The organism is Cellulomonas hominis, assembly GCF_005239125.1.
Taxonomy (GTDB): Bacteria; Actinomycetota; Actinomycetes; order Actinomycetales; family Cellulomonadaceae; genus Cellulomonas; species Cellulomonas hominis_A.
This window is the reverse complement of sequence record NZ_SZYE01000007.1, coordinates 26,528-49,544: the sequence shown is the minus strand read 5'-3', so window position 1 is coordinate 49,544 and position 23,017 is coordinate 26,528. Positions and strand designations below refer to the sequence as shown.

Sequence of the window (23,017 nt, the reverse complement as noted above, 5' to 3'; positions counted from 1 at the left end):
GACGTGGTCCGCGCCGCGGGCTCGGGGTCGGGGTCGGGGTCGCCCGACGGCCCGCACGCCGCGAGCAGGAGCGCGGGCAGCGCCGCGAGGGCGGTCGCCCGGGCGAGGACGCCCCGGGTCCGGGCGGGGGCGCGGGTCGGCATGCCGGACATCCTGCCCGCCGGTCAGGCCGGCAGCGCGCCGGCGACGACCCGGCCGCGCGACACCACGGCGACGATGTTCTCCACCCGCAGCGCGTCGACGTCCTCCCAGGGCCGGCCGCGCAGCACGACGAAGTCGCTGCCCAGCCCGGGGCGGAGCCGGCCGGTGACCGACCCCATCCGGATCGCGTCGGCCGCGTCCGAGGTGGCGGCGGCGAGCGCCCGGGCGGGCGTCCAGCCGAACATCGCCGCCATCGCGCGGACCTCCTCCATCTGGTCGCCGAACCCGACGAACTGCCCGGAGGCGTCGGTGCCGAGCACGAACCGGACGCCCGCCTCGGCCGCGCGGGCGAACCCGGCGTCCCGGAGCGCGACGACGTCGCGGGCCTTCGCCTGCGCCTCGGCGGACACCGGGCGGCGGGCCTCGGCGATGATGTCGTTGATCAGCAGCGTCGGCGCGACGGGCAGATCGCGCTCCACGAGGGCCGCGACGTGCTGCTCGGCGATCGCGGTGCCGTGCTCGATCGAGTCGACGCCCTCGGCGAGCGCGATGTCGAGCCCCTCGGCGGAGTGCGTGTGCGCGGCGACCAGCATGCCGAGCGCGTGCGCCTCGTCGACCGTGGTGCGGATCTCCTCGGTGGTCTGGTTCCGCCAGCCGACCTTGTCGCCCATGGAGAGCACGCCGCCGGAGGTGTAGATCTTCACACCCGCCGCCCCGGACCGGGCCCAGACGCGGACCAGCCGGCGGCACTCGTCGGGGCTGTCGGCGGTCGGCGGCCGGTGCGGGTAGTGCGGCGGGACGAACAGGTCGCCGTGCCCGGCGGTCATGCCGACCTGGCCGTGCGACAGCAGCCGCGGCCCGGCGAGCACCCCGGAGTCGAACGCGCGGCCGACGGCGAGCTGGATCGAGTCGGCGGCCAGGTCGCGCACCGTGGTCACGCCGGCGCGGGCGCAGCGCAGCGCGTTGGCGGCGACGTGCAGCGAGCGCTCCTCCGGCGGGGTGAGGATCGGCCACGCCGACGGGTCCGCGGCAGGGCCGCCCGCCGGGTAGCCGAGGTGCACGTGCGTGTCGACCAGGCCCGGGACGACGCTGAGGTCCGCGTGCCGCGCCGGCGCCTGGTCGACGGCGAGGATCTCGTCGCCCGACCAGACGAGGCGGGCGGGGCCGACCTCGCGCTCGCCGTCCCAGAGCGGGAGGCCGTCGAGGACGTGCTCGGGGGTGCTGTCGGTCATGGCGATCGGGTCCTTCGCGGGTGGTGCGGGCCGGGTCCGGTCGGGCCCCGGCGGTGGTCGGGCGGGCGCGGCGGCGCCCTAGAGGCGGGGGGTGATCTCGCCGATCACGCGGTCCGCGGCGTCCACGAGCGGGAGGTGCCGCCACCGGTCGAACGCGCCGCAGGGGTGGCTGATCCCCAGCCGCAGCACGGTACCCGGGGCGACGCGGGTGCCCGGCGGCACCCGGAGGAACGCGTGGTGGTCGTTGACGCCGGTGACCCGCCAGCCGCGCACGTCGGGGGCCGGGGTGTCCGCCGCGGCCGCCGCCACGCCCAGCACGACCGGCAGCCGGTCGTCCGTCGGCACCTCGCGGCGCCCGAACCCGGCGATCACCAGCCCGTCCTCCGGCGCCGACAGCACGGACGCCCGCAGCTCGAACGCGGGCCGCAGCGCGGCGCTCCCCCGGTCGGCGCCCAGCGGCGAGGTGCGCCGGTACACGCCGTGGTCGTGCGTGACGTAGCAGCCGGACCGCAGCACCGTGGTGACCGGACGGTCCCACATCGCCGGCCCGAGCTCGCGCGCCACCAGGTCGAAGTACGACGAGCCGCCCGCGGTGACGACGGGCACGCCCGCCACCAGCCCCTGCTCGGTGACCGCCGTGAGGAGCGCCCGCACGCGGGCGAGCAGGTCGGCCGCGCCGGGCGGCGCACCGGGGTCGTCGCCGACGGGCATCAGGCCCTCGAACGCCGCGACGCCCGCGAGCCGGACCCGCTCCGCCGCGGCGACCCGCCCGGCCAGCGCGAGCGCGGCGACGTCGTCGCGCACGCCGGTGCGGCCGCCGGGGAAGCCGAGCTCGAGCAGCAGCGGCAGCGGCCGGTCGGGCCGGAGCCGGTCGAGCTCGGCGAGCAGCAGGTCCAGCCCGGCGTCGCTGTCGACGTAGCAGAGGTACTCGGTGGCCGAGCCGGCGGCGAGCAGGTGCTCGGCCACCCAGGCGATCGACCCGCGGTCGACCAGCACGTTCGCGTGCAGCACCCGGCCCACGCCCCAGCCGGCGAGCGTGCGGACCTGCGCGGGGGTCGCGGCGGTGAACCCCCACGCGCCGGCGGCGGTCTGCCGGCGGACCAGGTCGCGGGACATGTGCGTCTTGGCGTGCGGCGCGAGCTGGACGCCCGCGGCGCGGCACCAGTCGGCCATCGCGCGGAGGTTGTGCGCGATCGCGTCGTCGCGCAGCAGCATGGCGGGCAGCTCGAGGTCCGCGGCGGCGACGGCGGCGGTGCCCCCGGCCGGGGTCCCGGCCGCGGCGGTGTGCCGGCCGGTCACGCGCGCACCCCCGCGCGCCCGGCGGGCTCCGGCCGGCCCGCGCGCAGCACCCGCCCGGCCCGGGCGCCGGTGAACTCCCCGCCGTCCACGACGACGGTCCCGGCCAGCACCGTGCACACGACGCCGGTGGGCCGCTCCCACGGCCGCTGCGGCGTCCCCGGGTGCCCGACCGTGGCCGGGTCGACCACCGCGACGTCGGCGATCGCGCCCGGCACCAGCCGCCCGCGGTCGGGCAGCCCCAGCACGTCGGCGGGCAGCGACGTCATCTTGCGCACCGCCTCCGCCAGGTCGAGCACGCCGAGGTCGCGCACGTACCGGCCGAGCACGGTCGGGAAGCAGCCCCAGCCGCGCTGGTGCGCGTTGCCCACGGGCACCGAGTTGTCCGAGCCGATCGCGATCAGCGGGTCCGCCAGGATCGCGCGCACGTCGTCCTCGGCCATCAGCTCGTAGACCATCATCGCGCCGGGGTCGGCGAGCACGAGGTCGCACAGGGCGTCCCAGGCCGTCAGGCTTCGCTCGGCGGCGACGTCGGCGACGCTCCGGCCCAGCAGCGACGCGTCGGTGTGCATGCTCAGCAGCACGCCCGCCGCGGTGGTCTGGGTCCACGAGCCGGCGCCGGGGCCGCCGGCGAGGGCCCGGGCGAGCAGGGCCGCGCGCGTCGCGGGGTCGGCCAGCCGGCGCACCAGCTCCGGCCGCCCGCCCACCTGCGCCTCGGCCGGCAGCAGCGCGGTGAGGAAGCTCTCCCCCGTCGTGTACGGGTAGGCGTCGCCGTGCGCGTCGATCCCCGCCGCGCGCGCGGCGCGGAGCGCGGCGAGCAGCTCGCCGGCCCGGCCGTGGTTCCGGCGGCCCGCCGCCTTGCAGTGCGACACCTGCACCCGGACCCCGGTCCGCCGCGCGACCTCGAACGTCTCCGCCAGCGACGCCGCGAGGCCGTCGCCCTCGTCGCGCATGTGCGTGGCGTACGGCCGGCCCCAGCGGGCGGCGACGGCGGCCAGCGCGGCGACCTCGTCGGTGTCCGCGTACACCCCCGGCGCGTAGATCAGCCCGGTCGAGAACCCGAACGCGCCGTCCGCGAACGCGGCGTCCGCCAGCTCCGCCATCCGGTCCAGCGCGCGCGGCGCGAGCCGCTCGGCCATGCCGTTCGCGCTGATCCGCAGCGTGTGGTGCCCGACCAGGGAGGCGACGTGCGTCGTCGGGCCGTGCTCCTCGACCGCGTCCAGGTACTCCCCGAACGTCCGCGGCCAGGAGGACACCCCGGCGGCGACGGTCGACGAGATCGGCCGGTGCAGCTCGACCGCGCGCTCGTCCACCAGCGGCGCCGCGGAGTTCCCGCAGTTGCCGACCACCTCGGTGGTGACGCCCTGCAGCACCTTGAACGGCTGCGGCTGGGCCATGAACGGCACGACGTCGGAGTGGGTGTGCGCGTCGATGAACCCCGGCGCGACGACGAGCCCGGCGGCGTCGACCACGCGCGCCGCGGCGGGCGCCGTGGCGGCGAGGCCGGCGCCGACGGCCGCGACCCGGTCGCCGGCGACGAGGACGTCGGCGACGACCGGTGCCGCGCCGGTGCCGTCGACGACGGTCCCGCCGCGCAGCACCAGCGTCACGTCGGTCACGACAGCTGCCCGATCCGCTCCTGCACCAGGGTGTCCACGACACTCAGCACCGCGTAGGCGAGCATCGTCACGGCCGCGACGGTGATCGCGGAGGCCCACATCGCGTCGTAGCCGAACGAGCCCGCCGCCTTCGAGATGGCCCCGCCCAGGCCCTCGCCGGTCGACAGCCACTCGGCGATCATCGCGCCGGTGACCGCCGACGGGACCGCGATCCGCGCGGAGGCGAGCGTCGACGGCACGGCCGCCGGCAGGGCGACCTTGCGCAGCACCGTCCACGACGAGCCGCCGTACGCGAGCACCAGGTCCCGGTGCTCGCCCGAGACGCTGCGCAGGCCGTACAGGATGTTCGCCAGCGCCGGCAGGAACACCACGAGGATCACGATGGCGGTCACGCCGGCCTGCCCGATGCCGAAGATCAGCGTGATCAGCGGCGTGAGCACGACGAGCGGGATCGACCGCAGCACCATCGCGGTCGGCATGACGATGCGCTCCAGCACCGGCGACACGCAGAACACGACCGCGAGGCCGAACGCCGCGGCGAGGCCGACGACGTACCCGATGCCGGCGTCCCGCACCGTGACCGCGAGGTCGGCGGCGATCGTCGCGCGGTGCTCGGCGGCGCCCTCGGCGGTGACGACGTAGTCGAACACGTCCCACGGTCGCTTGCCGATGAGCGGGCTGACGTCGAACACCTCGAGCACGGCGACCCACACCGCGAGCGCGACGACGACCGCCAGCCCCAGCGTCCAGACCCGGCGGCCGATGAACCGCCCCGTCCCGCCGCTCATCCGCGCGTCTCCTTCGCCCAGGGGGTCAGGACCCGCCCGACCAGCCCGACGAGCGCGTAGCCGCCGAGCGCGATCAGACCGGCCAGGATGCTCAGCGCCCACACCCGGTCGGGCTGGATCTGGCGCTGCGCCGCGTTGAGCGCCACGCCGATGCCCGCGTCGATGCCGCCGAGGTACTCCCCGACGACGGCGCCGAGCAGCGCTGCCGGGACCGCCACCTGCAGGGCGGTGACGATCGCCGGCAGCGCCGACATGAGCTGGACCTTGCGGATCTGCGTCCACCGGCCGCCGCCGTACGCGGCGACGAGGTCCAGCGAGCTGCGGCTCGCGGAGCGCATCCCGAGGACGGCGCCGACGAGCGTGGTGAAGAAGACGAGCAGGGCGCCCAGGAAGATCGACGAGGCGCGGCCCCCGAAGATGACCATGACGATCGGGCCGATCGCGGTGACCGGCAGGCACGCCGAGATCACGCCGAGCTGGGTGATCACGTCCTCCAGCCGCGGCACGACCAGCACGACCGCCGCCAGCGCCAGGCCGGCGAGGTTGCCCCACAGGTAGCCCTGGGCGGCGCGGGTCAGCGTCGGGACGACGTTCGCCTCGTAGAACGGCCAGCCGTCCGCGACCGCGGAGCGGGCCACGTCCACCGGCGACGGGAACGACGTGCTGTTCTCCAGGTTCGCGGTCATCGCCCACCACAGGGCGATCAGCAGCACGATGCCGACGGTGCCGCCGACCCACGGGCGCGCCAGCGCGCCGCGGAACCGCGCGAGCGCGACGCTCACTCGACGCCCTTGCCCGCGGACCCCGGCGAGAACAGCAGCCCCGACAGGTGGTCGACCACCTCGTGGAACTCGGGGGTCCGCATCATCTCGGGCGTGCGCGGCCGCTCGAACGGGATCTCGACGATCTCGACGATCCGGCCCGGGCGCGCGGACATCACGGCGACGTGGTCCGAGAGCAGGGCGGCCTCGGCGATGCCGTGCGTGACCATCAGCGTGGTCGCGGAGCGCTCGGTCCAGATCCGCTGCAGCTCGAAGTTCAGGCGCTGCCGGGTCATGTCGTCCAGGGCGCCGAACGGCTCGTCCAGCAGCAGGAAGTCCGGGCGCACCGCGAGCGCCCGGGCGATCGACGCGCGCTGGCGCATGCCGCCGGACAGGTGCGCGGGGCGGGCCTTCTCGAAGCCCGTCAGACCGACCAGCTCGATCAGCTCGTCGACGATCCCGTCGTCCGCGCGCTTCTGGATCTCCAGCGGCAGCCGGATGTTCTTCTGCACCGAGCGCCACGGGAGCAGCGCCGGGTCCTGGAACGCGATGCCCATGCCGTCGGCGCGCTTCCCGGTCGCGACGGGCGTGCCGTTGACGGCCACCGTCCCGGACGTCGGCGTCTCGAGCCCGGCGAGGATGCGCAGGATCGTCGACTTGCCGCAGCCGGACGGCCCGAGCAGCGACAGGAAGGACCCGCGCGGGGTGGACAGGCTGACGTCCTCCAGCGCGGTCACCGAGCGCCGGCCGGAGCGGAACTCCTTGCCGAGCCCGGTGATCTCGATGCCGGGCTCGGCGACCGACGTGGGCACGCCCGCCCCCGCGGCCGAGGGGGCCGGCAGCGCGGGGGCGGGCGTGGTCTGGGGGTCGGTCACGACAGCAGGTCCGGGTTCTCGGCGTACACCTCGTCGAGCAGCGACAGGTCGAACAGCTCGTCGGCGGCGATGTCGACGCCGGCGTAGCCGAGCGAGGCGATGGTGCCCTCCTGCAGCTCGGGGCTGATGGTGAGCAGGCCGTTCGCGGCGGTGTCGTCGGACTCGATCAGCGTGGCCTGGCGGTCGAAGGACAGCGCGATCGCGTCGGCGTCGTACTGCTGCTCCTTGCCGTAGGTGTTCACGGTCAGGTCGACGGCGCGCTCCGGGTCGTCCAGCGCGGCGCGCCAGCCCTCGGCCGTGGCGAGCAGGAACGCCTTGACCTCCTCGGGACGCTCGTCGATGGCCTCCTGGGAGGTGACCAGCACCTCGCCCACCATGGGCAGGCCGTTCTCGGCGAGCAGGAACTCGGTGGCCTCGAAGCCGGCCGCGGCCAGCGCGGCGGCGCCGGTCGTGGTGTAGCCGATGAAGCCGTCCACCTGGCCGGTGGTCAGCATGGAGGTGTCGGACAGCGGCACCGTGGTGACCTCGGAGGCGTCGATGTCGTTCGCGGCGAGGAACGCGTTCCACACCAGGGTGTTCGAGTCGGAGACCGCGATGGTCTTCCCCGCCAGGTCGTCGGGGCCGGCGATCGGCGCCGAGGCGGCCGACACGAGCGCGAACGGGTTCTGCTGGTACGTCGCGCCGACGATCTTCAGCGCGGCGCCGCTCTGGATCGCCGGGGCGGTGATCAGCGGGGAGGACAGGCCGACGAACGCCTGGCCGGAGGCGACGGCCGCCTCGGCGCTGGTGGCCGACGAGCCGCCCGCGGTCAGCGTCACGTCCGCGAAGCCGGCGTCGGTGTACAGGCCGTCCTCCACCGCGAGGTACTCGCCGGCGAACTGCTGGTTCTTCAGCCAGGAGAGCTGGACGCTCACCGCGTCGAACGACCCGGCGTCGCCCGACGCGTCGCCGGTCGAACCGGCGGTGTCGTCGGAGGAGCAGGCCGAGAGCAGCAGGCCGGCGGCGGCCACGGCGGCGGCGAGGCCGGCGATCCGGCGCCCGGGGCGCGCGGTGAAGGAGCGGGTCACGTCAACCTCGTTCACGTCGTGCGGCGCCCGCAGCTTCGGGCGGCCGCGGTGCCAGGGGGAGGGTCGCACCGGGGCGACCCGGCGACTGCTCCCATTCGACAGGTCCGGGCTCGGCCGTCGCCATGTGGGATCCTCCGAACTCCCCCCGCCCCAGCGGTGCGGTCCGTTGTGCGACCCACCGAGCGCGTCACGTGCGCGTCACACGGCGGAGGCCGGTGGTGGCGCGCCCGGCGGATCACCCAGCGCAGGGCGCCCGGGGGCGGCCCGGTCGTTGGTGGATCGCACGAGGCCCCAGGCCACGGGCCTGTGGTTGGCTTCCCGGCAAGCGTGGACCACCTGTCCGCGACGACCGACGAACGACCGGGAGCAGGACGTGTGGCCGACGGCTGAACTGCACGTGCACATCGAGGGCACGCTGGACGCCGACCTCATCCGCGCGCTGGCTGACCGCAACGGGCTGCCCGTCCCCGCGGGCGCCGGCCGGGGCGCGCCGTTCCGCGACCTGCAGGACTTCCTGGACGTGTACTACGCGAACCTCGACGTGCTGCGCACCCGGCAGGACTTCCACGACCTCGGCGCGGCGTACCTGGCGCGCGCCGCGGCGGCCGGCGTCCGGCACGCCGAGATCTTCGTCGACCCGCAGTCGCACACCGCGCGCGGCGTGCCGGTCGAGGACGTGCTGCTCGGCCTGTCCGCCGCGCTGGCCGACGCCCGCGCCGCCCACGGCATGTCCGGCGGGCTGATCGCCTGCTTCCTGCGGCACCTCGGCCCCGACGCCGCGATGGCGGCGCTGGAGGCCGTCCTCCCCCACCGCGAGCACCTGATCGCCGTCGGGCTGGACTCCACCGAGGTCGGCTTCCCGCCGGCGCTGTTCCGCGACGTGTTCGAGCGCGCCGCCGCCGAGGGCCTGCGCCGGGTCGCCCACGCGGGCGAGGAGGGCGGGCCGGACTACGTCTGGGAGGCCCTGGACATCCTCGGCGCCGAGCGGATCGACCACGGCAACCGGGCGCTGGAGGACGTCGAGCTGGTCGCGCACCTGCGCGCCACCCGCACCCCGCTCACCGTGTGCCCGCTGTCGAACCTCGCCCTGCGCACCGCCGGCCCCGACCTCGCCGACCACCCGATCGCGGTCATGCTCGACGAGGGCCTGCGGGCGTCGGTGCACTCGGACGACCCGGCCTACTTCGGCGGCTACCTGGACGACAACGTGCGCGCGCTGGTCGCGGCGGGGACCGTCACCGAGGACCAGGTCGGCGTGCTCGCCGCCAACGCGGTGGCGTCGTCCTTCCTGCCCGACGCCGGCAAGGCCGCGCTGCTCGCCGAGATCCGCGCGCACGCCGAGCAGATCGGCGCCGCGGTGCCCGCGCTCGCCCTCGACCCCGCGGCGGTCTGAGCGTGCAGAGCAGCGAGGTGACCACCGGCCGGCGCCTGGCGGTCGTGCTGGAGCCGGGCGACGAGGTGCTGGCCTCGCTCGCGGAGGCGTGCCGGGAGCACGGCATCCGCCAGGGGTTCGTCCCGGTGTTCTCCGGGGCCTTCCGCACCGCGCGGTTCATCGCCGCGGACGTGCCGGTCGACGACCAGGAGCCGCCGCTCCCCCAGGAGGTCACCGTGACCTACACCGAGGGCATCGGCAGCGGCACGATCCTGTGGGACGCGGACGCCGGCGTGGCGACCCCGCACCTGCACCTGGCCGTCGGGGTGAAGAACGCGGCCGCGGCGGGGTTCGCCGGGCACGTCCTCGGCGCCGAGACCCACTACACGGTCGAGGTGCTCATCGAGGAGGTCGTCGCACCGGCGATGCTGCGCGTCCCCGACCCGCGGGCGTACGGCATCCCGACGATGCGGTTCGCCTGAGTCAGTCCGTCTCGTCCAGGCAGGTCATCGCGAGGAACAGGTCGACCCGGTCGGACATGGTGCTCATGTCCCGGTTGGTCAGCTCCTCGATGCGGGCGATCCGGTAGCGCAGCGTGTTCGTGTGCAGGTGCAGCTGCCGCGCCGTCTCCTGCCACGCCCCGCCGCCGTCGAGGAACGCCCGCAGCGTGCCCACCAGGTCCGCGTTGTGCCGCTCGTCGTACGACAGCAGCGGCGCCAGCACCTCGCGGGCGTAGCCGGACCGGGTGCTCGCCCCCAGCATCCGCAGCAGCGCCCGGTGGGTCTGCACGTGCAGCGACGTCGACACCACCACGGGCTCGGGGCCCGAGGCGTTCTGCACCCGCTCGACGGCCGTGGCGATCGCCGAGTTCAGCCGGCTGACCCCGCTGACGGGGTCGCTCATGCCGACCCGCAGCTGCCGGCCGTCGAGCAGCAGCAGGTACTCCTCGGCCAGGTGGTCCGCCAGCGGCCGCTCGTCCTCCCCCGCGCCGTTGACCAGCAGGATCGCCTGGTCGTCGAACCGGCAGCCCAGCACCCGGTGCCCCCGGGCGGTCAGGGTGCGCTGCAGCATCTCCAGCACGGCGGCGCGCGGGAACCGCGGGTCGTCGACCCGGGCCGCCACGATCGTCGTCTCGTCCGACGGCGCCATGCCCTCCAGGCGCATCCGGGCGGAGATCGCGCCGGGCGACGCCTCGGCGTCGCGGATCGCCGTGATCAGCGCCGCGACCTGCGCGTCCCGGGTCTCGCGCCACCGGGCGGCCAGCTCCATCTCGACCCGCAGCGCGCCGACGACGGCGTCCAGCGCGAGGGCGACCTCGTCGGAGAACGACCGGTGGTCGCCCCAGCAGCCGAAGAACCCGGACCGGTCCCGCGCGCCGGTGCGCACGATCGTCGCCGGCCCGTGCTCGGTGCCCTCGCCGGGCAGGATGACCCGCTTCTCGTGCTCGCGGGCGATCACGGCGTTCCACTGCTCGGCGACCTGCGCGCGGTCGGGCGCGGCGCCCGCGGTCGCGAGCAGCATCCCCGTCTCGTCGATCACCCAGCAGCCGACCGCGAACTCCGCGGAGAACTGCGCCAGCAGCTCGGCGACCCCGCCGCCGCGGGACACCGTGTCGGCGATCCGCCGGCTGAACCGCATGGTCCGGCTCGCGAGCCCCGCGGCCGACCCCGGCTGGCGGGCGGCGATCTCGTCGGCGATCCGCCGGAACGACACCCCGGGCGACACCGTCAGCAGGGTCAGCCCGCGGGCGCGGCACACGGCGATGACCTCGTCCGGGATCACGCCGATCTCGATGAGCCCGATGATCAGCGCCGCCACGTTCTGCTGCGCCAGGGCGCCGAGGAACGTCGCCGCGCCGTCCGGGCGGTCGAGCCACAGGCCGCTCGTGAGCACCACGTCGCCGGTCGACAGGAACCGCGACGGGTCCGGCAGGTCGGTGATGTAGGCGGCGGTCACCGGGCGGTCGAGGGCGTCCGGCTCGGCCGCCACCACGCTCAGCCCGAGGTCGGGTGCGGCCAGGAGGTCACGGACGTCCACTGCTCACCACCTGGTCCCGCTCGGCACCGGGACAGTGTACGAGCGCAGCGGACGGACGGGATTCGCGGCAGGATGGCGCCGTGACGTCAGCACTGGACCCCAGCCGCCTCGACACGCCGCGCCGCCTGCGCACGGCGATGTTCGTCGACTTCGACAACGTCTACATCGGCCTGCGCCGCCTGGACCCGGACGCCGCGGAGGCGTTCGCGACGGACCCGGGGCACTGGCTCGCCGAGCTGGAGAGCGGCAGCGACGCCGACGGCGACTTCACCCGCCGGTTCCTGGTGCGGGCCTGCTACCTCAACCCCTCGGTCTTCAGCCGGTTCCGGCCGAACTTCACCCGCGCCGGGTTCCAGGTCGTCGACTGCCCGTCGCTGACCCAGCAGGGCAAGAGCAGCGCGGACATCAACCTCGTGCTCGACGCCGTCGACGCACTGGACGCCGACACCCGGTACGACGAGTTCGTCATCGTGTCCGCCGACGCCGACTTCACGCCGCTCGTGCAGCGGTGCCGCGCCGCCGACCGGCGGGTCACGATCATCACCGCGAGCCCCGCCGCCAGCGCGTACCGGGCCGTCGCCGACACCGTGATCACGGCCGACGACCTGGCCGAGCTGGTCACCGCCGGCCAGGCCGCCGCCGAGGGCACCGAGCCCGCGCCCGCGGCCGAGCCCGCGCCGACGACCGGCGAGCCCGAGCAGGCCGCCGCGGCGGCGCCGGAGCCCGCCGCGTCGGGATCCGGGTCCCGCGGTACCGGGCGGCGCGACGAGCAGCCCGTCTCCCCCGCCGCCCCCGGCTCGCTGGCCGCCCGCCGCGCCGTGCTCCAGCGCGTGCGGTCCGCCGACCGGCCCGTGCCGACCGGCGCCGTCGCCCAGGCCGCGCAGAAGGCCGACCCGACGCTGCCCAGCACCCGGTGGGCCGGCACCGGCGGGTTCCTGCCGTGGCTGTCCCAGGCCGTGCCGGAGCTCGGCGTCGCCGCGCGCCCCTCCCCGGGCTACGTCTGGGACCCGAAGCGGTTCGGCGAGGCCGACCTGCCCGGGGCCGCCGCCGAGGGCCCCGCGGGCACGGACGCCACCGCGCTGCAGCGCCAGGTCGTGGCGGTCACCGACACGCCGGGGCTCAGCCGGGACAACTACCGCGTGCTGCTCACCGCCCTGGCCGACGACGTGCGCGCCCACCCGTTCGAGCGCACCGCCACGGCCCGCCGGGTCCGGGACGCGTGCCAGGCCGCCGGCGCCGCCGTCGGGCGCTCCACCGTCAACACCGTCATCTCCGGCGTGCTCTACGTCGGCCTGGAGCTGGACGAGACGGTCACCGCGGTCGACGTGGCCGAGGCGTGGGCGGACAACGTCGTCGGGCTGTGCCGCGGCGCGCGGATGGAGCTCACCGAGGCCGACGAGATCGCCATCGACGACTGGGTCGGCGGCGGCCTGCTGGACGACCTGGACGACTGACCCGCGCGGGCCGACGGGTCAGCCGGCGTTCCCCGCGATGTTCACCAGCCACATCGTGCCGAACCTGTCGGTGACCATGCCGAAGGCGTCGCCCCACGGCGCCGTGGCGAGGGGCTCGACGACGTTCCCGCCGTCGGCGAGCCTCTCCCAGTACCCGCGCAGCTCGGCCTCCTCGGCGGGGCCTCCGCTGAGCGACACCGAGAAGGCGTCGCCCGGGGTGTAGGGCATGGCGTTCGGGGTGTCGGCCGCCATCAGCACGAGCCCGCCGGGGGTCTCGAGCTGGGCGTGCATGACCTTGTCCTTCTCGGTGGGGTCGTCGCTCGCCTGGAAGTCGCCGAACGTGCTCACGGTGAGCTCGCCGCCGAACACGGACCGGTAGAACTCCATCGCCTGCCGCGCGGTGTCACGGAAGCCGAGGTACGGGTTGAGGCGCGTGGCCATGGCGGTCTCCTGCTCCGGGACGATCGACTCGATGTGATCTGGCTCACACTGCCGCTGCCGGGCTCGCGCCGTCAACACCCACTCCGGGGGCGCTCGGCCCGCTCCGCCTCGGATCCCCACCCGATCGTCGCGTCGCCCTCCGACCGGTCCGGTGGCGACGCGACGACCGGGTGGCGTCGAGGCCGCGGCGTCACGCCCCCAGCAGCCGCCGGGCGACCGCCCGCGCCGCCCGCCGGCCCGACGCGATCGCGCCCTGCTGCGACGGCGTGTCCCGGTGGTCGCCGCACACGTACAGCCCGTCACCGAGGTCGACCGGCTTGCGCACCCGGAGCGGCGGCGTCGCGGCGGGCAGCGCGTGCGCGATCTCGTGGGTCGCGAGCTCCCGCCAGCCGCGCGGGTCGGCGCCCAGCAGCTCCCCCGCCTGCCGGCGGACCTCCGCCGGGTCCGGGCGGGCCGCGGCGTCCCACGGCCCCGAGGGCAGCACCGACGTCGCCTGCACCAGCTGGGCGCCCGCCGGAGCGTACGACGGGGCGGCCGCCGAGATCAGCGCCGCGTCGACCACGGGCCCGCGCCGCCGGCCGTCGACGACGACCGCGTCCACCCGCGGGATGCCCTCGGCCGCCCACCAGGTCGTCGTGAGCCCGCGCATCGGCGGTGCGTCGACCCCGGCGAGCGCGGCCGCCGTGACCGGGTCCGCGGCGACGACCACGGCCCGCGCCCGCACCCGGCTGCCATCGACCTGCACCGCACGGCCGCCGTCGGCGCGCTCGACCGCCGTGACGCGCGCGCCGGTCGCCACGTGCGGCAGGCCGTCCGCGAGCAGCGCGGGCAGCGCACCCGCGCCCCCGACCGGCAGGCCCGGCGTCCCGCGCAGCATCGACCGCACCACCAGCCGGGCGAACGTCGCCGACGTCGCGCCGGACTCGTCGGCCAGCACCCCCGCGAGGAACGGCTCCAGCACCTCGTGCCGCAGCCGCCCGTCGACGCCCGCCGCGGTGAGCGACTCCGCGAGCGTCACATCCGGGCCCGACTCCAGCGCGCGCACCGGTCCGAGCGCCGGGGCCGCCCAGCGCGCGAGCGCCGCGAGCTCCCCGACCCGGATGTAGCCGCTGCCGAGCGTCTCGCGCAGCCGGGCCGGGGCGCGCCGGGGGTCCGCCAGCACCGCCAGCCCGTCGTCCCGCCGCACGGCGACACCGGGCAGGAACGGCTGGAGCCGGAGCGCGTCGACGTCGACCGTGTCCCGCAGCGCCGGGTAGGCCGGGTTGATCACCTGGAACCCGCGGTCGAGCGTGAACCCGTCGACCTGCTCGCTGCGCACCCGCCCGCCGACGGCCGGGCCCGCCTCCAGCACCCGCACGTCCAGCCCGCGCGCGTGCAGGGTCCGTGCGCAGGTCAGACCGGCCAGTCCGGCCCCGACCACCACGACGTCGCAGTCCATGCCGGGAGCCTAGGTGCCCGGTGAGTGCGGCGCCCGGCGGGCCCCGCGGGCCGCTCCGCCGTCACACCAGGTCGATGCCCGACGCCACCGCGAGCAGCTCGTCGATCACCGCCACCACCGCCGGCCCGGGCTCGCGCCGCGTCGCGCGGTGCCGGGCGACGAGCCGGCGCGACCCCAGGCCCGGCACCGTCGCGACCGTGACGCCGTCCGGCAGCTCCCCCTGCAGGGCCAGCGCCGGGAGCAGCGCGACGCCCTGCCCCGCGGCCACCAGCGCGAGCGCGACGTCGAAGTCGTAGTACAGGTGCCGGGAGGTCACCGGCCCGAGCGCCGCGGTGACCCGGCCCATCGCCCGCGCGGCGGCGGTCTGCGGCTCGGCCGCCAGCCACGTGACGCCCGTCAGGTCGGACAGCTGCGTGGGCGTCGCGACCGCACCCGGCAGCACCAGGCGCCACGGCTCCTCCAGCAGCACGACGTCCCGCTGCCCGCGCGGCACGTGCGTGTCCGCGTCCTCGTCCCGCTCCAGCAGCACGATGTCCGCGTCGCCCTCGCGGAGCCGGCGCATCGACTCGCCCTGCTCGCGCTCCTCGATGAGCAGCTCGATTCCGGGGTGGTGCTCCGCCACGACCGCGAACGCCGGGGCGATCACGGCGCGGATGGCGGTCTGGAACGCGGCGACCGTCACCCGGCCGGACAGCTCGCCGCCGAGCTCCGCGAGCGACTTGCGCGCCTCGACGAGCTCCGACTCGATGCGCTCGGCAGCCTCCGCGAGGATGCGGCCGGCGGCCGTCAGGGTCGCGCCGCGGGGGTTGCGGTCGAGGACCGCGACGCCCTCCTCCGCCTCCAGGCGGGCGATCTGCTGGGACACCGCCGAGGGGGTCACGTGCAGCAGGTCGGCGGCGGCGAGCACCCCGCCGGCGCGGTGCACGGCGAGCAGGACGGCGAGGCGGCGGGGGTCGGTCGGCACCGATTCATCCTAATTCAGTTCTGCTGCATCCCTGTCGCAACATCATTCGATTGTGCTGAACCCGATCTGGCCGCATGATTCTGCTGCCGGCGAGCCGCGGGACCCCCGCGCGGCCGGTCCTCCACCCACCCCTCCGCCTTGCCAGGAGTACGCCCGTGTCCGCTCTCGTCACCGCGCTCGGCTGGGTCGGCGCGGTCACGTGCCTCGTCGCCTACGTCCTCGTCACCCGCGGGAAGTGGGCCCCCACGTCCGGCCGGTACCAGCTCGCGAACGTCGTCTCCGGGCTGTTCATGGGGCTCGTCGCGGCGAGCAGCGGGGTGTGGCCGTCGGTCGTCACGAACGCGGTGTGGGCGGTCGTCGGTGCGCACGCCGTCGCGGTCGTGCTGAAGGCCCGGCGGCAGCGGCAGCGCGAGGCCGCGGAGCGCGCGGGGGCGCAGGTCGCCGAGGTGCCGGCCGTCGCGGTCGAGCCGGTGCCGGCGCGCGTGGTCGACCTGGCCGCCTGAGGCCGCCGCGCGGTCAGACGTCGAGCACCCGCAGCCGGACGCGCACGGGCCCGCCGACCTCCAGGTCCTCCGCGGCCCGCACGGCCTTCTTGATCGGCAGCGAGTAGGCCCGCTTCCCGCTGTCCGGGAAGATCGACGTCCGCCAGGTCGTGCCGCCGACGGTCACCTCGACGCGCAACGACCCGAACCCCCGCGCGAACGCGCCCGCCCGCTCGAGGATCTCGTCGGACGCGTCCTCCGGGACGCTGACGAAGGTCCAGCGCTCGGCGCGCCGGGCCTCCCACACCCACAGCGGGGCCTCGAAGTCGAAGGTCATGCCCCGATGCTGCCGCACGCCGCCGACACCGGCCGGGGGTCGAAGGCGCCCAGGAGCGCCCGAGCGAACGGGCGCTCCTGCGCCGGCAGCGGATCCCGGCCTCCCGACGGTCAGGTCACGGGACGGTGTGGCCCGCGGCGCGGTACAGCTCGTACCACTCCGCCCGCGTGAGCGGCACCTCGGAGCCCGCCGCCGACTCGGTCACCCGGGACGGCGTCGTCGTCCCGAGCACCACCTGCATCTGGGCCGGGTGCCGGGTGATCCACGCGACCGCGATGCCGGTCGGCGTGACGCCGTACTTGTCCGCCAGCCGGTCGAGCACGTCGTTCAGCTCCGGGTAGGCCTCGCGGTCGCCGAGGAACACCCCGTCGAAGAAGCCCTTCTGGAACGGCGACCACGCCTGCACCGTGATGTCGTGCAACCGGCAGTAGTCGAGCAGGCCGTTGTCCCGGGAGATCGACTGGTCGAGCGCCGCCATGTTCGCGGCGACCCCCTGGGCGATCAGCGGCGCGTGCGTGATGCTCAGCTGCAGCTGGTTGACCACCAGCGGCTGCTGGACGGACCGCTTGAGCAGCTCGATCTGCTGCGGGGTGTGGTTCGAGACGCCGAACGCGCGCACCTTGCCGGCGGCGGAGAGCTCGTCGAACGCCCGCGCGACCTCGTCGGGCTCGACCAGGGCGTCCGGCCGGTGCAGCAGCAGGATGTCGACGTGGTCGGTCCGCAGCGCGCGCAGCGAGCCCTCGACGGAGGACACGATCTCCTCGTAGGAGAAGTCGAAGTACGGGCCGTCCTTGATGATCCCGGCCTTGGTCTGGATGACGAACTCGTCGCGCTGGGACGGCGTCAGGTCGAGCGCCTCGGCGAACCGGGCCTCGCAGCCGTGCTTCTCGTCGCCGTAGACGGCGGCGTGGTCGACGAACGCGATCCCCGCGTCGCGCGCGGTGCGGACGAGCTCCCGCACCTCGTCGTCGGACTTCTGCTGGATGCGCATCAGGCCGAGGATCACGTTCGGCGCGACGATGTCGGTTCCGGGCAGGGTGAACGTCTTCATGCTGGTCCCTCGGGTCGGCGGTGACGACGAGGCCCGGCCGGAGCCGCGGCGCTCGCACCGAGCCTAGAACGGCGGCGGGTCGTCGTGCGCGTCGGCGGTCGCGTCGTGGGTCCGCCCGGTGCCGGGGCGCACGAGGTACCGGTGCCCGGTCGGGGTGATCCACTCGAACAGACCGGGCTGGATCTGCCGCAGCCGGAAGCCGCCGTCGGTCTTGAGGCGGTGGTGGCGGTGGCAGGCGGGCCCGAGGTTGTCGGCGTCGGTGCGACCGAGGGGTCGGTCCGGGGGCGCGCCGGGTGGCGGGTGGTACTCGACGGTGTGGTCCAGGTCGGCGCGGCGGGCCGGGACGGTGCACCCGGGGAACGTGCAGGTGCGGTCGCGGGCGCGGACGAGCTCGGCCAGCGGAGCACTGGGCCGGTAGCGCTCGCGCCCGAGGTCCAGCACCCGGTCGGTGCGCGGGTCGGTGACCACGCGCCGCCACACCCCGCCGGCGGCCAGGGCGCGGGCGCGCACGGCGTCGATCGGACCGTACCCGTCCAGGTCGGCGGGGGCGTCGTCGAGGCCGAGGAGCGTCGCGGCGGAGACGGTGACGCGGACCTCGGCACCGGGGCGGGCGCAACCGCAGCGACCGGCACGCGGCGCTACGGGGTCGAGGGCGGTCGGGGCGGTGGCTGCGGGCACGAGGCCGGGCACGGCGGGTTCGGGTGGCCCCACGGGCACGAGCGTGGCGGTCGGGCGGGGCGCGGCCTGAGCGGGCCGCGGCGCCCGGCGGATGGTGGTCACCAGCTCGGGGCCGGACCTGCGCCGCGCGGGCACCGGCACGGGCGGGTCGAGGTGCACCTCGACCGCCGGCCCGTCGACGGGCGGCACGTCCCCCACCACCAGGTCGCGCAGGCCGTCGGCGCGCAGCTGGTCCAGCGTCCGCTGGTCGCCGACGGCCTGCGCCGCGCGGGCGGCGTGGTCGAGGACGCCGTCGACCCGGGTGGCGTCCTCCGCACCGAGCACGACCCACATCGCGGCCATCCCGTGCGGCCGCTGCCGCGGGTGCGTCACCCGCCGGGTGCACCGGGCGCGGCGGTGCCGCCCGGCTGCACCCTCGGGGTCGACCAGGCGGATCTCGCGCTCGACGCGCTGCCGGAGCTGGGCCACCGAGCACTGGTCCGCGTCCGGCAGCACCGCGTCCTCCACGGCGTGCGCGGCCTGCCACGGCACGTCCGTCAGGCCGCTCGCGAGGACCTCGGCCTTGGCTGCGTCGACGTGCCCGACGGCCAGCGCCTCGCCGGTGGAGGCCAGCATGCCGTTCAGCACGAGCGCCCGGTGCACCGCGGCGCTCGCGGTACCCCTGGACCAGCCGAGCCGCGCGGACAGCTCGTCCCCGGCCACCGAGGACCGGACCGGCGGGGCCCCGGCCAGCGGGGACCAGTCCGGGCTCATCTCCGGGCGGCCCGCGAGCTCCGCGATCGCCTCCAGCGTGGCCGCGTGCTGGTAGGCCTCCATCCGGGCCCGCGCCGCGACCACCTCGAGCAGGATCAGCGGCGACAGCACCGTCAGGTCCAGCCCCCGCAGCCAGGCCTCCAGCTCGGGCCCGGGCGGGCAGGACGCGATCGCCTCGGCCTCCCGCTGCCCGGCCGTCCGCGGGGACCCGCCGGCCGCCACCACGGGGTCCGGCCCGTAGTCGGTCAGGCACGTCCCGTCGTCCCCGTAGACCGGCAGCACGGCGGCGGCGACCACGTCGCCATCGGTGCATCGCTGCAGGTCAACCATGCGAAGACCCTATCGACGACCACCGACACCACCCGGTCCACGCGCCCGCCCCTGGGGACGACGCACACCCCCGGCGCCTGTGGTCGGTTCCGCGCCCCACCGATCCCGGCCCGCGAGCGTGGCGGCGAAGCGTCGGCGCGCCCGCGGGCGGCGCGGGAACGGTCACCCGCCATCCTCCCTGAGACTCAGCGCACCGCGACGGAGACGCGCAGGTCCACCCGGTCCCCCAGCTCGACGCCCTCGGCCCGCCGCACCGCGTCCTTGATCGGCACGAGGTACCCGCCGTCCTTCGGGAACAACGAGGTCTGCCACCGCGTCCGCCCGAGGGTCACGGCGACGGGGATGACGCCCCAGCCGTAGGAGACCAGGGAGGACGCCGCGCGCAGCTCGTCGGCCTCGGGCGCGGGGACGGCGACGAAGTGGTAGGGCGCCGGACCACGCCAGTGGACGATCTCGCCGCGGAACCGCAGGTCCATCGCGCCAGGGTACGGAGCCCCGCCCCGGCTCGCACCGATCCGGCGCGCAAACCCCTTGCTGCCGCGCGACGAGCGGGAGAACCCTGGGAGTCGTCCCCGCCGCCGTGCAGAGGAGCGCCGCGATGAGCGCATCGCCCAGCACCCAGGACCTCGACGCCCTGCGGTCCCGGTTCTCGGGTCGCCTCGTGGAGCCGGACGACCCCGGGTACGACGACCTCCGGGTGGTCGTGCTCGGCGGCGTCGAACCCCGCCCGGCCGTGATCGCGCGGCCGCTCGACGACGCGGACGTCGCCGCCGCCGTCGCGTTCGCCCGGGACGCGGGGCTGCCGCTCGCGGTCCGCAGCGGCGGGCACAGCGGCGCCGGGCACGGCACCGTCGACGACGGCCTGGTGATCGACCTGCGGGACATGCGCGCGGTCGACGTCGACCCGGGCGACCGCACCGCGTGGGTGGAGGCCGGCGCCACCGCCGGGGAGACCTCCGTCGCGACGGCCGCGCACGGGCTGGCCGTCGGGTTCGGCGACACCGGCTCCGTCGGCGTCTCGGGGATCACCCTGGGCGGCGGGATCGGCTACCTGTCCCGGGCGCACGGGCTGACGGTGGACAACCTGCTCGCCGCGGACGTGGTGCTCGCCGACGGGCGGGTGGTGCGCGCGGACGCGGAGCAGCACCCGGACCTGTTCTGGGCGCTGCGCGGGGGCGGCGGGAACCTCGGCGTCGTGACGCGGTTCCGGTTCCGGCTGCACCCGCTGGACGGCGTGACGGGCGGGATGCTGCTGCTGCCCGCCACGGCGCCGGTGGTGTCCGGGTTCCTCGGCGCGCTGCAGGCCGGCCCGGACGAGCTGACCGCGATCGTGAACGTGATGCCCTGCCCGCCGCTGCCGTTCGTCCCGCCGGAGCACCACGGCTCGCTCGTGGTCATGGCGCTGGTCTGCTGGTCCGGGCCACCGGAGGCCGCCGACGCGGCGCTGGCACCGATCCGGGCGCTCGCCGAGCCGATCGCCGACCTGGTCCGGCCGGTCGCCTACCCGGAGCTGTTCCCGCCGGCCGACCCCGGGTACCGCCCGACCGCCGTCGCGCGGACGCTGCTGCTCGACCACGTCGACCGGCCGCTCGCGGAGGCGCTGGTCGGGCGGCTGGAGCAGACCGACGGGATGCGGGTGGTCCAGCTCCGCGCCCTCGGCGGCGCCATCGCGCGCGTGCCCGCCGACGCCACCGCGTTCGCGCACCGGTCGAGCCGGCTGATGGGCAACGTGGCGGCGTTCGTGACCGACCCGGAGGACCGGGCTGCGCGCGCCGCGTGGGTCGAGGGCACCGCGGCCGTGCTGGACCAGGGCGACGCGGGCGCGTACGTGAACTTCCTCGGCGACGAGGGCCCGGACCGGGTGCGCGCCGCCTACCCCGGTGCCACCTGGGACCGGCTGGCCGCCGTCAAGGCCGCGTACGACCCGGGCAACCTGTTCCGGCGGAACCAGAACGTGCCGCCGGCCGGGTGACGCCGCACCGGACTCCCCGGACGTCGTCGCGTGGGACGGTGCCGGGATGACGACGACGCTCACCCTGCGCCGGCTCAACCGGACCCTGCTGCGCCGCCAGCTGCTCGACGCGCGCGCGGACCTGCCGGTGACCGTGGCCGTCGCGCGGCTGCTCGCGGTGCAGGCGCAGGAGCCGAACTGGGTGTTCGCCGCCCTGTGGTCCCGGGTCGCCGGGTTCGCGCGCGCGGACCTGGAGGCGGCGGTCGGGTCCCGGGCGCTCGTGCGCGGGCCGCTGCTGCGGGGCACGCAGCACCTCGTGACGGCGGACGACTTCCCGTGGCTGCGGCCGACGGTCGCGCCGGTGCTCGACCGCCTGGCGCGCTCGACGTACTACCGGCAGCAGAGCGACGGGATCGACCCGGCCGAGCTGGTGGCGCTCGCCCGGGAGGTGCTGGGCGACGACCTGGTGCCGCGGCGCGACCTCGGGGCGGCGCTCGCCGCACGCTGGCCGGGCCGCCGCGGCGCGGTCCTCGCCGCGGCGGTCGAGGCGCGCTGGCCCGTGGTGCACGGCCCCGCGACGTCGGCGTTCGGGTCGTGGTGGAGCCGGCGGTCGATCCGGGTCGCGGACGCGGCGACGTGGCTCGGCGCACCGATGCGGGCGCCGGACCTCACCGCACTGGTGCACCGCTACCTGGCCGCCTTCGGGCCGGCGTCCGTCATGGACCTGCAGACGTTCACCGGCCTGACCCGGCTCGGCCCCGTGGTCGACGACCTGCGGAGCGGTCTGCGCACGTACCGCGGCCCCGACGGCGCCGAGCTGCTCGACACGCCGGACGCCGCGACGGCGGACGAGGACGGGCCGGCCCCGGTCCGGTTCCTCGCGTCGTTCGACAACGCCGTGCTCGGCCACCGCGACCGCACCCGCCTGCTGCCCGAGCCGTTCCGCACCACCGTCATGCCGGGGTACTCGATGGTGCACGCGACCGTGCTGGTGGACGGGTTCGTCGCCGCGACCTGGACGGTGGACGGCGGCGTGCTCGCCGTGCGGCCGCTGGCACCGCTGCCCGCGGGCACCGAGGACGACGTGCTGGCGGAGGGCGCCCGGATGGCGGCGTTCCTCGACCTCGACCCGGGGACCGTGACGCTCAGCCGCTGACGGCGGCGCGCGCGGACCCGGGGCGCGGTGGCCGGACCGCGGGGTGCGCGGGCGGCGGCGGCGCCACGACGTACCCGCCCGCGGCGCTGCCGTAGACCACCAGCGACCCCGGCCGGTGGTGCCACAGCCACGCGAGGTGCGCGCACACCACGGCGTCGAGCTCGTCCTCGACCCGGTCGAGGTCGCCCGGCCCGGGGTCCGCGACCACCGCGCGCAGGTGCCGCCACCGCGGGCTCTCCCCCACCCGCAGCTCCGGCACCGACTCCAGGTGCGCGACGAGCGCCGCGAACCCGGGCTGCCGCCGCTCGCGCGGGCCCTTCTTGTAGTCCAGCCGGTAGGGCAGCCCGAACAGGGCGACCAGCGCGGGGTGCGGGTACACCTCGAGGCACACCGTGCGACCGGCGCCGACCGGGGTGGCCGGGTCCGTCGCCCAGCCGAACCGCTCGGCCAGCCGCCACGCCCGCGGGTCGGCTCCCCCGAAGGTGCCCCGGTTGGCGGTGTGCGCCGAGGCCCCGTAGGCACCGAACGCGCGGCCGATCGCCCGCTCCGCCTCGCGCTGACCCGTCGCGTTGGGCACGACCAGCGGGGCGTCGACGCCGACGACGGCGAGCGGCCCGCCGACCCCCGCGAGCCAGGCGGCGATCTCGTCGTCCGTGCGGCACGAGCCGGAGTCGAGCAGGTGCCCGGCGTCGTCGACGACCGCGAGACCGGTGACGCCGGTGGACCACGCGAGGTCGAGGCCGACGTGCAGGGCGGGGGTCGTCACGCCCGCCAGTCTGCCGCGCCCGCCCGAG

Annotated in this window: 22 protein-coding genes; 6 read left to right on the top strand and 16 right to left on the bottom strand. The window is 76.3% G+C overall.

All coding sequences use genetic code 11. From position 1 onward, the window contains the following. Positions 1-164 precede the first annotated feature (164 nt). The 7 genes from FA014_RS02380 to FA014_RS02350 all read right to left on the bottom strand — a co-directional run bounded on the left by FA014_RS02380 (position 165) and on the right by FA014_RS02350 (position 7,779). Positions 165-1,373, bottom strand: coding sequence for an amidohydrolase family protein (locus FA014_RS02380; RefSeq protein WP_154728112.1), 1,209 nt, complete (start codon positions 1,371-1,373; stop codon positions 165-167). Between the two features lie 78 nt (positions 1,374-1,451). Continuing rightward, a complete protein-coding gene (locus tag FA014_RS02375; RefSeq protein WP_154728111.1) occupies positions 1,452-2,672 on the bottom strand; it encodes an alanine racemase in 1,221 nt (406 codons plus the stop codon). Next, a complete protein-coding gene (locus FA014_RS02370; protein ID WP_230322797.1) occupies positions 2,669-4,288 on the bottom strand; it encodes an N-acyl-D-amino-acid deacylase family protein in 1,620 nt (539 codons plus the stop codon). The genes FA014_RS02375 and FA014_RS02370 overlap by 4 nt, the downstream gene beginning before the upstream one ends. Continuing rightward, positions 4,285-5,076, bottom strand: a complete 792-nt coding sequence (locus FA014_RS02365) for an ABC transporter permease (RefSeq protein ID WP_154728110.1) — start codon at positions 5,074-5,076, stop codon at positions 4,285-4,287. The genes FA014_RS02370 and FA014_RS02365 overlap by 4 nt, the downstream gene beginning before the upstream one ends. Continuing rightward, on the bottom strand, positions 5,073-5,858 hold the full coding sequence (locus tag FA014_RS02360; protein ID WP_230322796.1) for an ABC transporter permease: 786 nt from the start codon (positions 5,856-5,858) through the stop codon (positions 5,073-5,075). Before FA014_RS02360 ends, FA014_RS02365 begins: the two co-directional genes overlap by 4 nt. After that, a complete protein-coding gene (locus tag FA014_RS02355) occupies positions 5,855-6,712 on the bottom strand; it encodes an ABC transporter ATP-binding protein (RefSeq protein WP_328288165.1) in 858 nt (285 codons plus the stop codon). Before FA014_RS02355 ends, FA014_RS02360 begins: the two co-directional genes overlap by 4 nt. Continuing rightward, the gene (locus FA014_RS02350) at positions 6,709-7,779 is read right to left on the bottom strand and encodes an ABC transporter substrate-binding protein (protein WP_195969129.1); all 1,071 of its coding nucleotides are present in this window, start codon (positions 7,777-7,779) and stop codon (positions 6,709-6,711) included. Before FA014_RS02350 ends, FA014_RS02355 begins: the two co-directional genes overlap by 4 nt. A 373-nt stretch (positions 7,780-8,152) precedes the next feature. On the opposite strand from FA014_RS02350, the gene add reads away from it, so the two are divergent. Then, positions 8,153-9,172 (top strand): adenosine deaminase, encoded by a 1,020-nt coding sequence (add, locus tag FA014_RS02345; RefSeq protein WP_154728108.1) that lies wholly within the window; start codon positions 8,153-8,155, stop codon positions 9,170-9,172. A gap of 2 nt (positions 9,173-9,174) precedes the next feature. Continuing rightward, the gene (locus tag FA014_RS19805) at positions 9,175-9,633 is read left to right on the top strand and encodes a PPC domain-containing DNA-binding protein (protein WP_195969128.1); all 459 of its coding nucleotides are present in this window, start codon (positions 9,175-9,177) and stop codon (positions 9,631-9,633) included. Position 9,634: 1 nt separating this feature from the next. On the opposite strand, the gene FA014_RS02335 is transcribed toward FA014_RS19805, so the two are convergent. Then, complete coding sequence (locus FA014_RS02335; protein WP_154728106.1) at positions 9,635-11,188, bottom strand: PucR family transcriptional regulator; 1,554 nt, start codon at positions 11,186-11,188, stop codon at positions 9,635-9,637. Positions 11,189-11,268: 80 nt separating this feature from the next. Between FA014_RS02335 and FA014_RS02330 the strand changes: the two genes are divergently transcribed. After that, entirely contained in the window at positions 11,269-12,642 is a 1,374-nt protein-coding gene (locus FA014_RS02330) for an NYN domain-containing protein (RefSeq protein ID WP_154728105.1), read from the top strand. An 18-nt stretch (positions 12,643-12,660) separates the two neighbouring features. Here the strand turns inward: FA014_RS02330 and FA014_RS02325 are convergent, their stop codons facing one another. From FA014_RS02325 to FA014_RS02315, 3 genes are all read right to left on the bottom strand, one after another. Then, a complete protein-coding gene (locus FA014_RS02325; RefSeq protein WP_154728104.1) occupies positions 12,661-13,083 on the bottom strand; it encodes a VOC family protein in 423 nt (140 codons plus the stop codon). 190 nt (positions 13,084-13,273) lie between these two features. Further along, on the bottom strand, positions 13,274-14,521 hold the full coding sequence (locus FA014_RS02320) for a flavin monoamine oxidase family protein (RefSeq protein ID WP_154728103.1): 1,248 nt from the start codon (positions 14,519-14,521) through the stop codon (positions 13,274-13,276). Between the two features lie 61 nt (positions 14,522-14,582). Then, entirely contained in the window at positions 14,583-15,485 is a 903-nt protein-coding gene (locus FA014_RS02315; RefSeq protein ID WP_154728102.1) for a LysR family transcriptional regulator, read from the bottom strand. 155 nt (positions 15,486-15,640) lie between these two features. On the opposite strand from FA014_RS02315, the gene FA014_RS02310 reads away from it, so the two are divergent. Next, complete coding sequence (locus tag FA014_RS02310; protein WP_195969127.1) at positions 15,641-15,988, top strand: CBU_0592 family membrane protein; 348 nt, start codon at positions 15,641-15,643, stop codon at positions 15,986-15,988. A 13-nt stretch (positions 15,989-16,001) separates the two neighbouring features. Here FA014_RS02310 and FA014_RS02305 read toward each other — a convergent pair whose 3' ends face one another. The 4 genes from FA014_RS02305 to FA014_RS02290 all read right to left on the bottom strand — a co-directional run bounded on the left by FA014_RS02305 (position 16,002) and on the right by FA014_RS02290 (position 19,592). Next, on the bottom strand, positions 16,002-16,304 hold the full coding sequence (locus FA014_RS02305) for a DUF1905 domain-containing protein (RefSeq protein WP_154728101.1): 303 nt from the start codon (positions 16,302-16,304) through the stop codon (positions 16,002-16,004). A gap of 115 nt (positions 16,305-16,419) precedes the next feature. Next, complete coding sequence (locus FA014_RS02300) at positions 16,420-17,355, bottom strand: aldo/keto reductase (RefSeq protein ID WP_154728100.1); 936 nt, start codon at positions 17,353-17,355, stop codon at positions 16,420-16,422. Positions 17,356-17,418: 63 nt separating this feature from the next. After that, positions 17,419-19,116, bottom strand: coding sequence for a DUF222 domain-containing protein (locus FA014_RS02295; RefSeq protein ID WP_154728099.1), 1,698 nt, complete (start codon positions 19,114-19,116; stop codon positions 17,419-17,421). Positions 19,117-19,301: 185 nt separating this feature from the next. Beyond that, on the bottom strand, positions 19,302-19,592 hold the full coding sequence (locus FA014_RS02290; RefSeq protein WP_154728098.1) for a DUF1905 domain-containing protein: 291 nt from the start codon (positions 19,590-19,592) through the stop codon (positions 19,302-19,304). A gap of 122 nt (positions 19,593-19,714) precedes the next feature. On the opposite strand from FA014_RS02290, the gene FA014_RS02285 reads away from it, so the two are divergent. Both FA014_RS02285 and FA014_RS02280 read left to right on the top strand, forming a co-directional pair. Then, positions 19,715-21,088 (top strand): FAD-binding oxidoreductase, encoded by a 1,374-nt coding sequence (locus tag FA014_RS02285; RefSeq protein ID WP_154728097.1) that lies wholly within the window; start codon positions 19,715-19,717, stop codon positions 21,086-21,088. Positions 21,089-21,134: 46 nt separating this feature from the next. Then, on the top strand, positions 21,135-22,223 hold the full coding sequence (locus FA014_RS02280; protein ID WP_154728096.1) for a winged helix DNA-binding domain-containing protein: 1,089 nt from the start codon (positions 21,135-21,137) through the stop codon (positions 22,221-22,223). On the opposite strand, the gene FA014_RS02275 is transcribed toward FA014_RS02280, so the two are convergent. Continuing rightward, positions 22,213-22,989 (bottom strand): DUF429 domain-containing protein, encoded by a 777-nt coding sequence (locus FA014_RS02275; RefSeq protein ID WP_195969126.1) that lies wholly within the window; start codon positions 22,987-22,989, stop codon positions 22,213-22,215. The two genes, FA014_RS02280 and FA014_RS02275, sit on opposite strands and share 11 nt — an antisense overlap. Positions 22,990-23,017 lie beyond the last annotated feature (28 nt).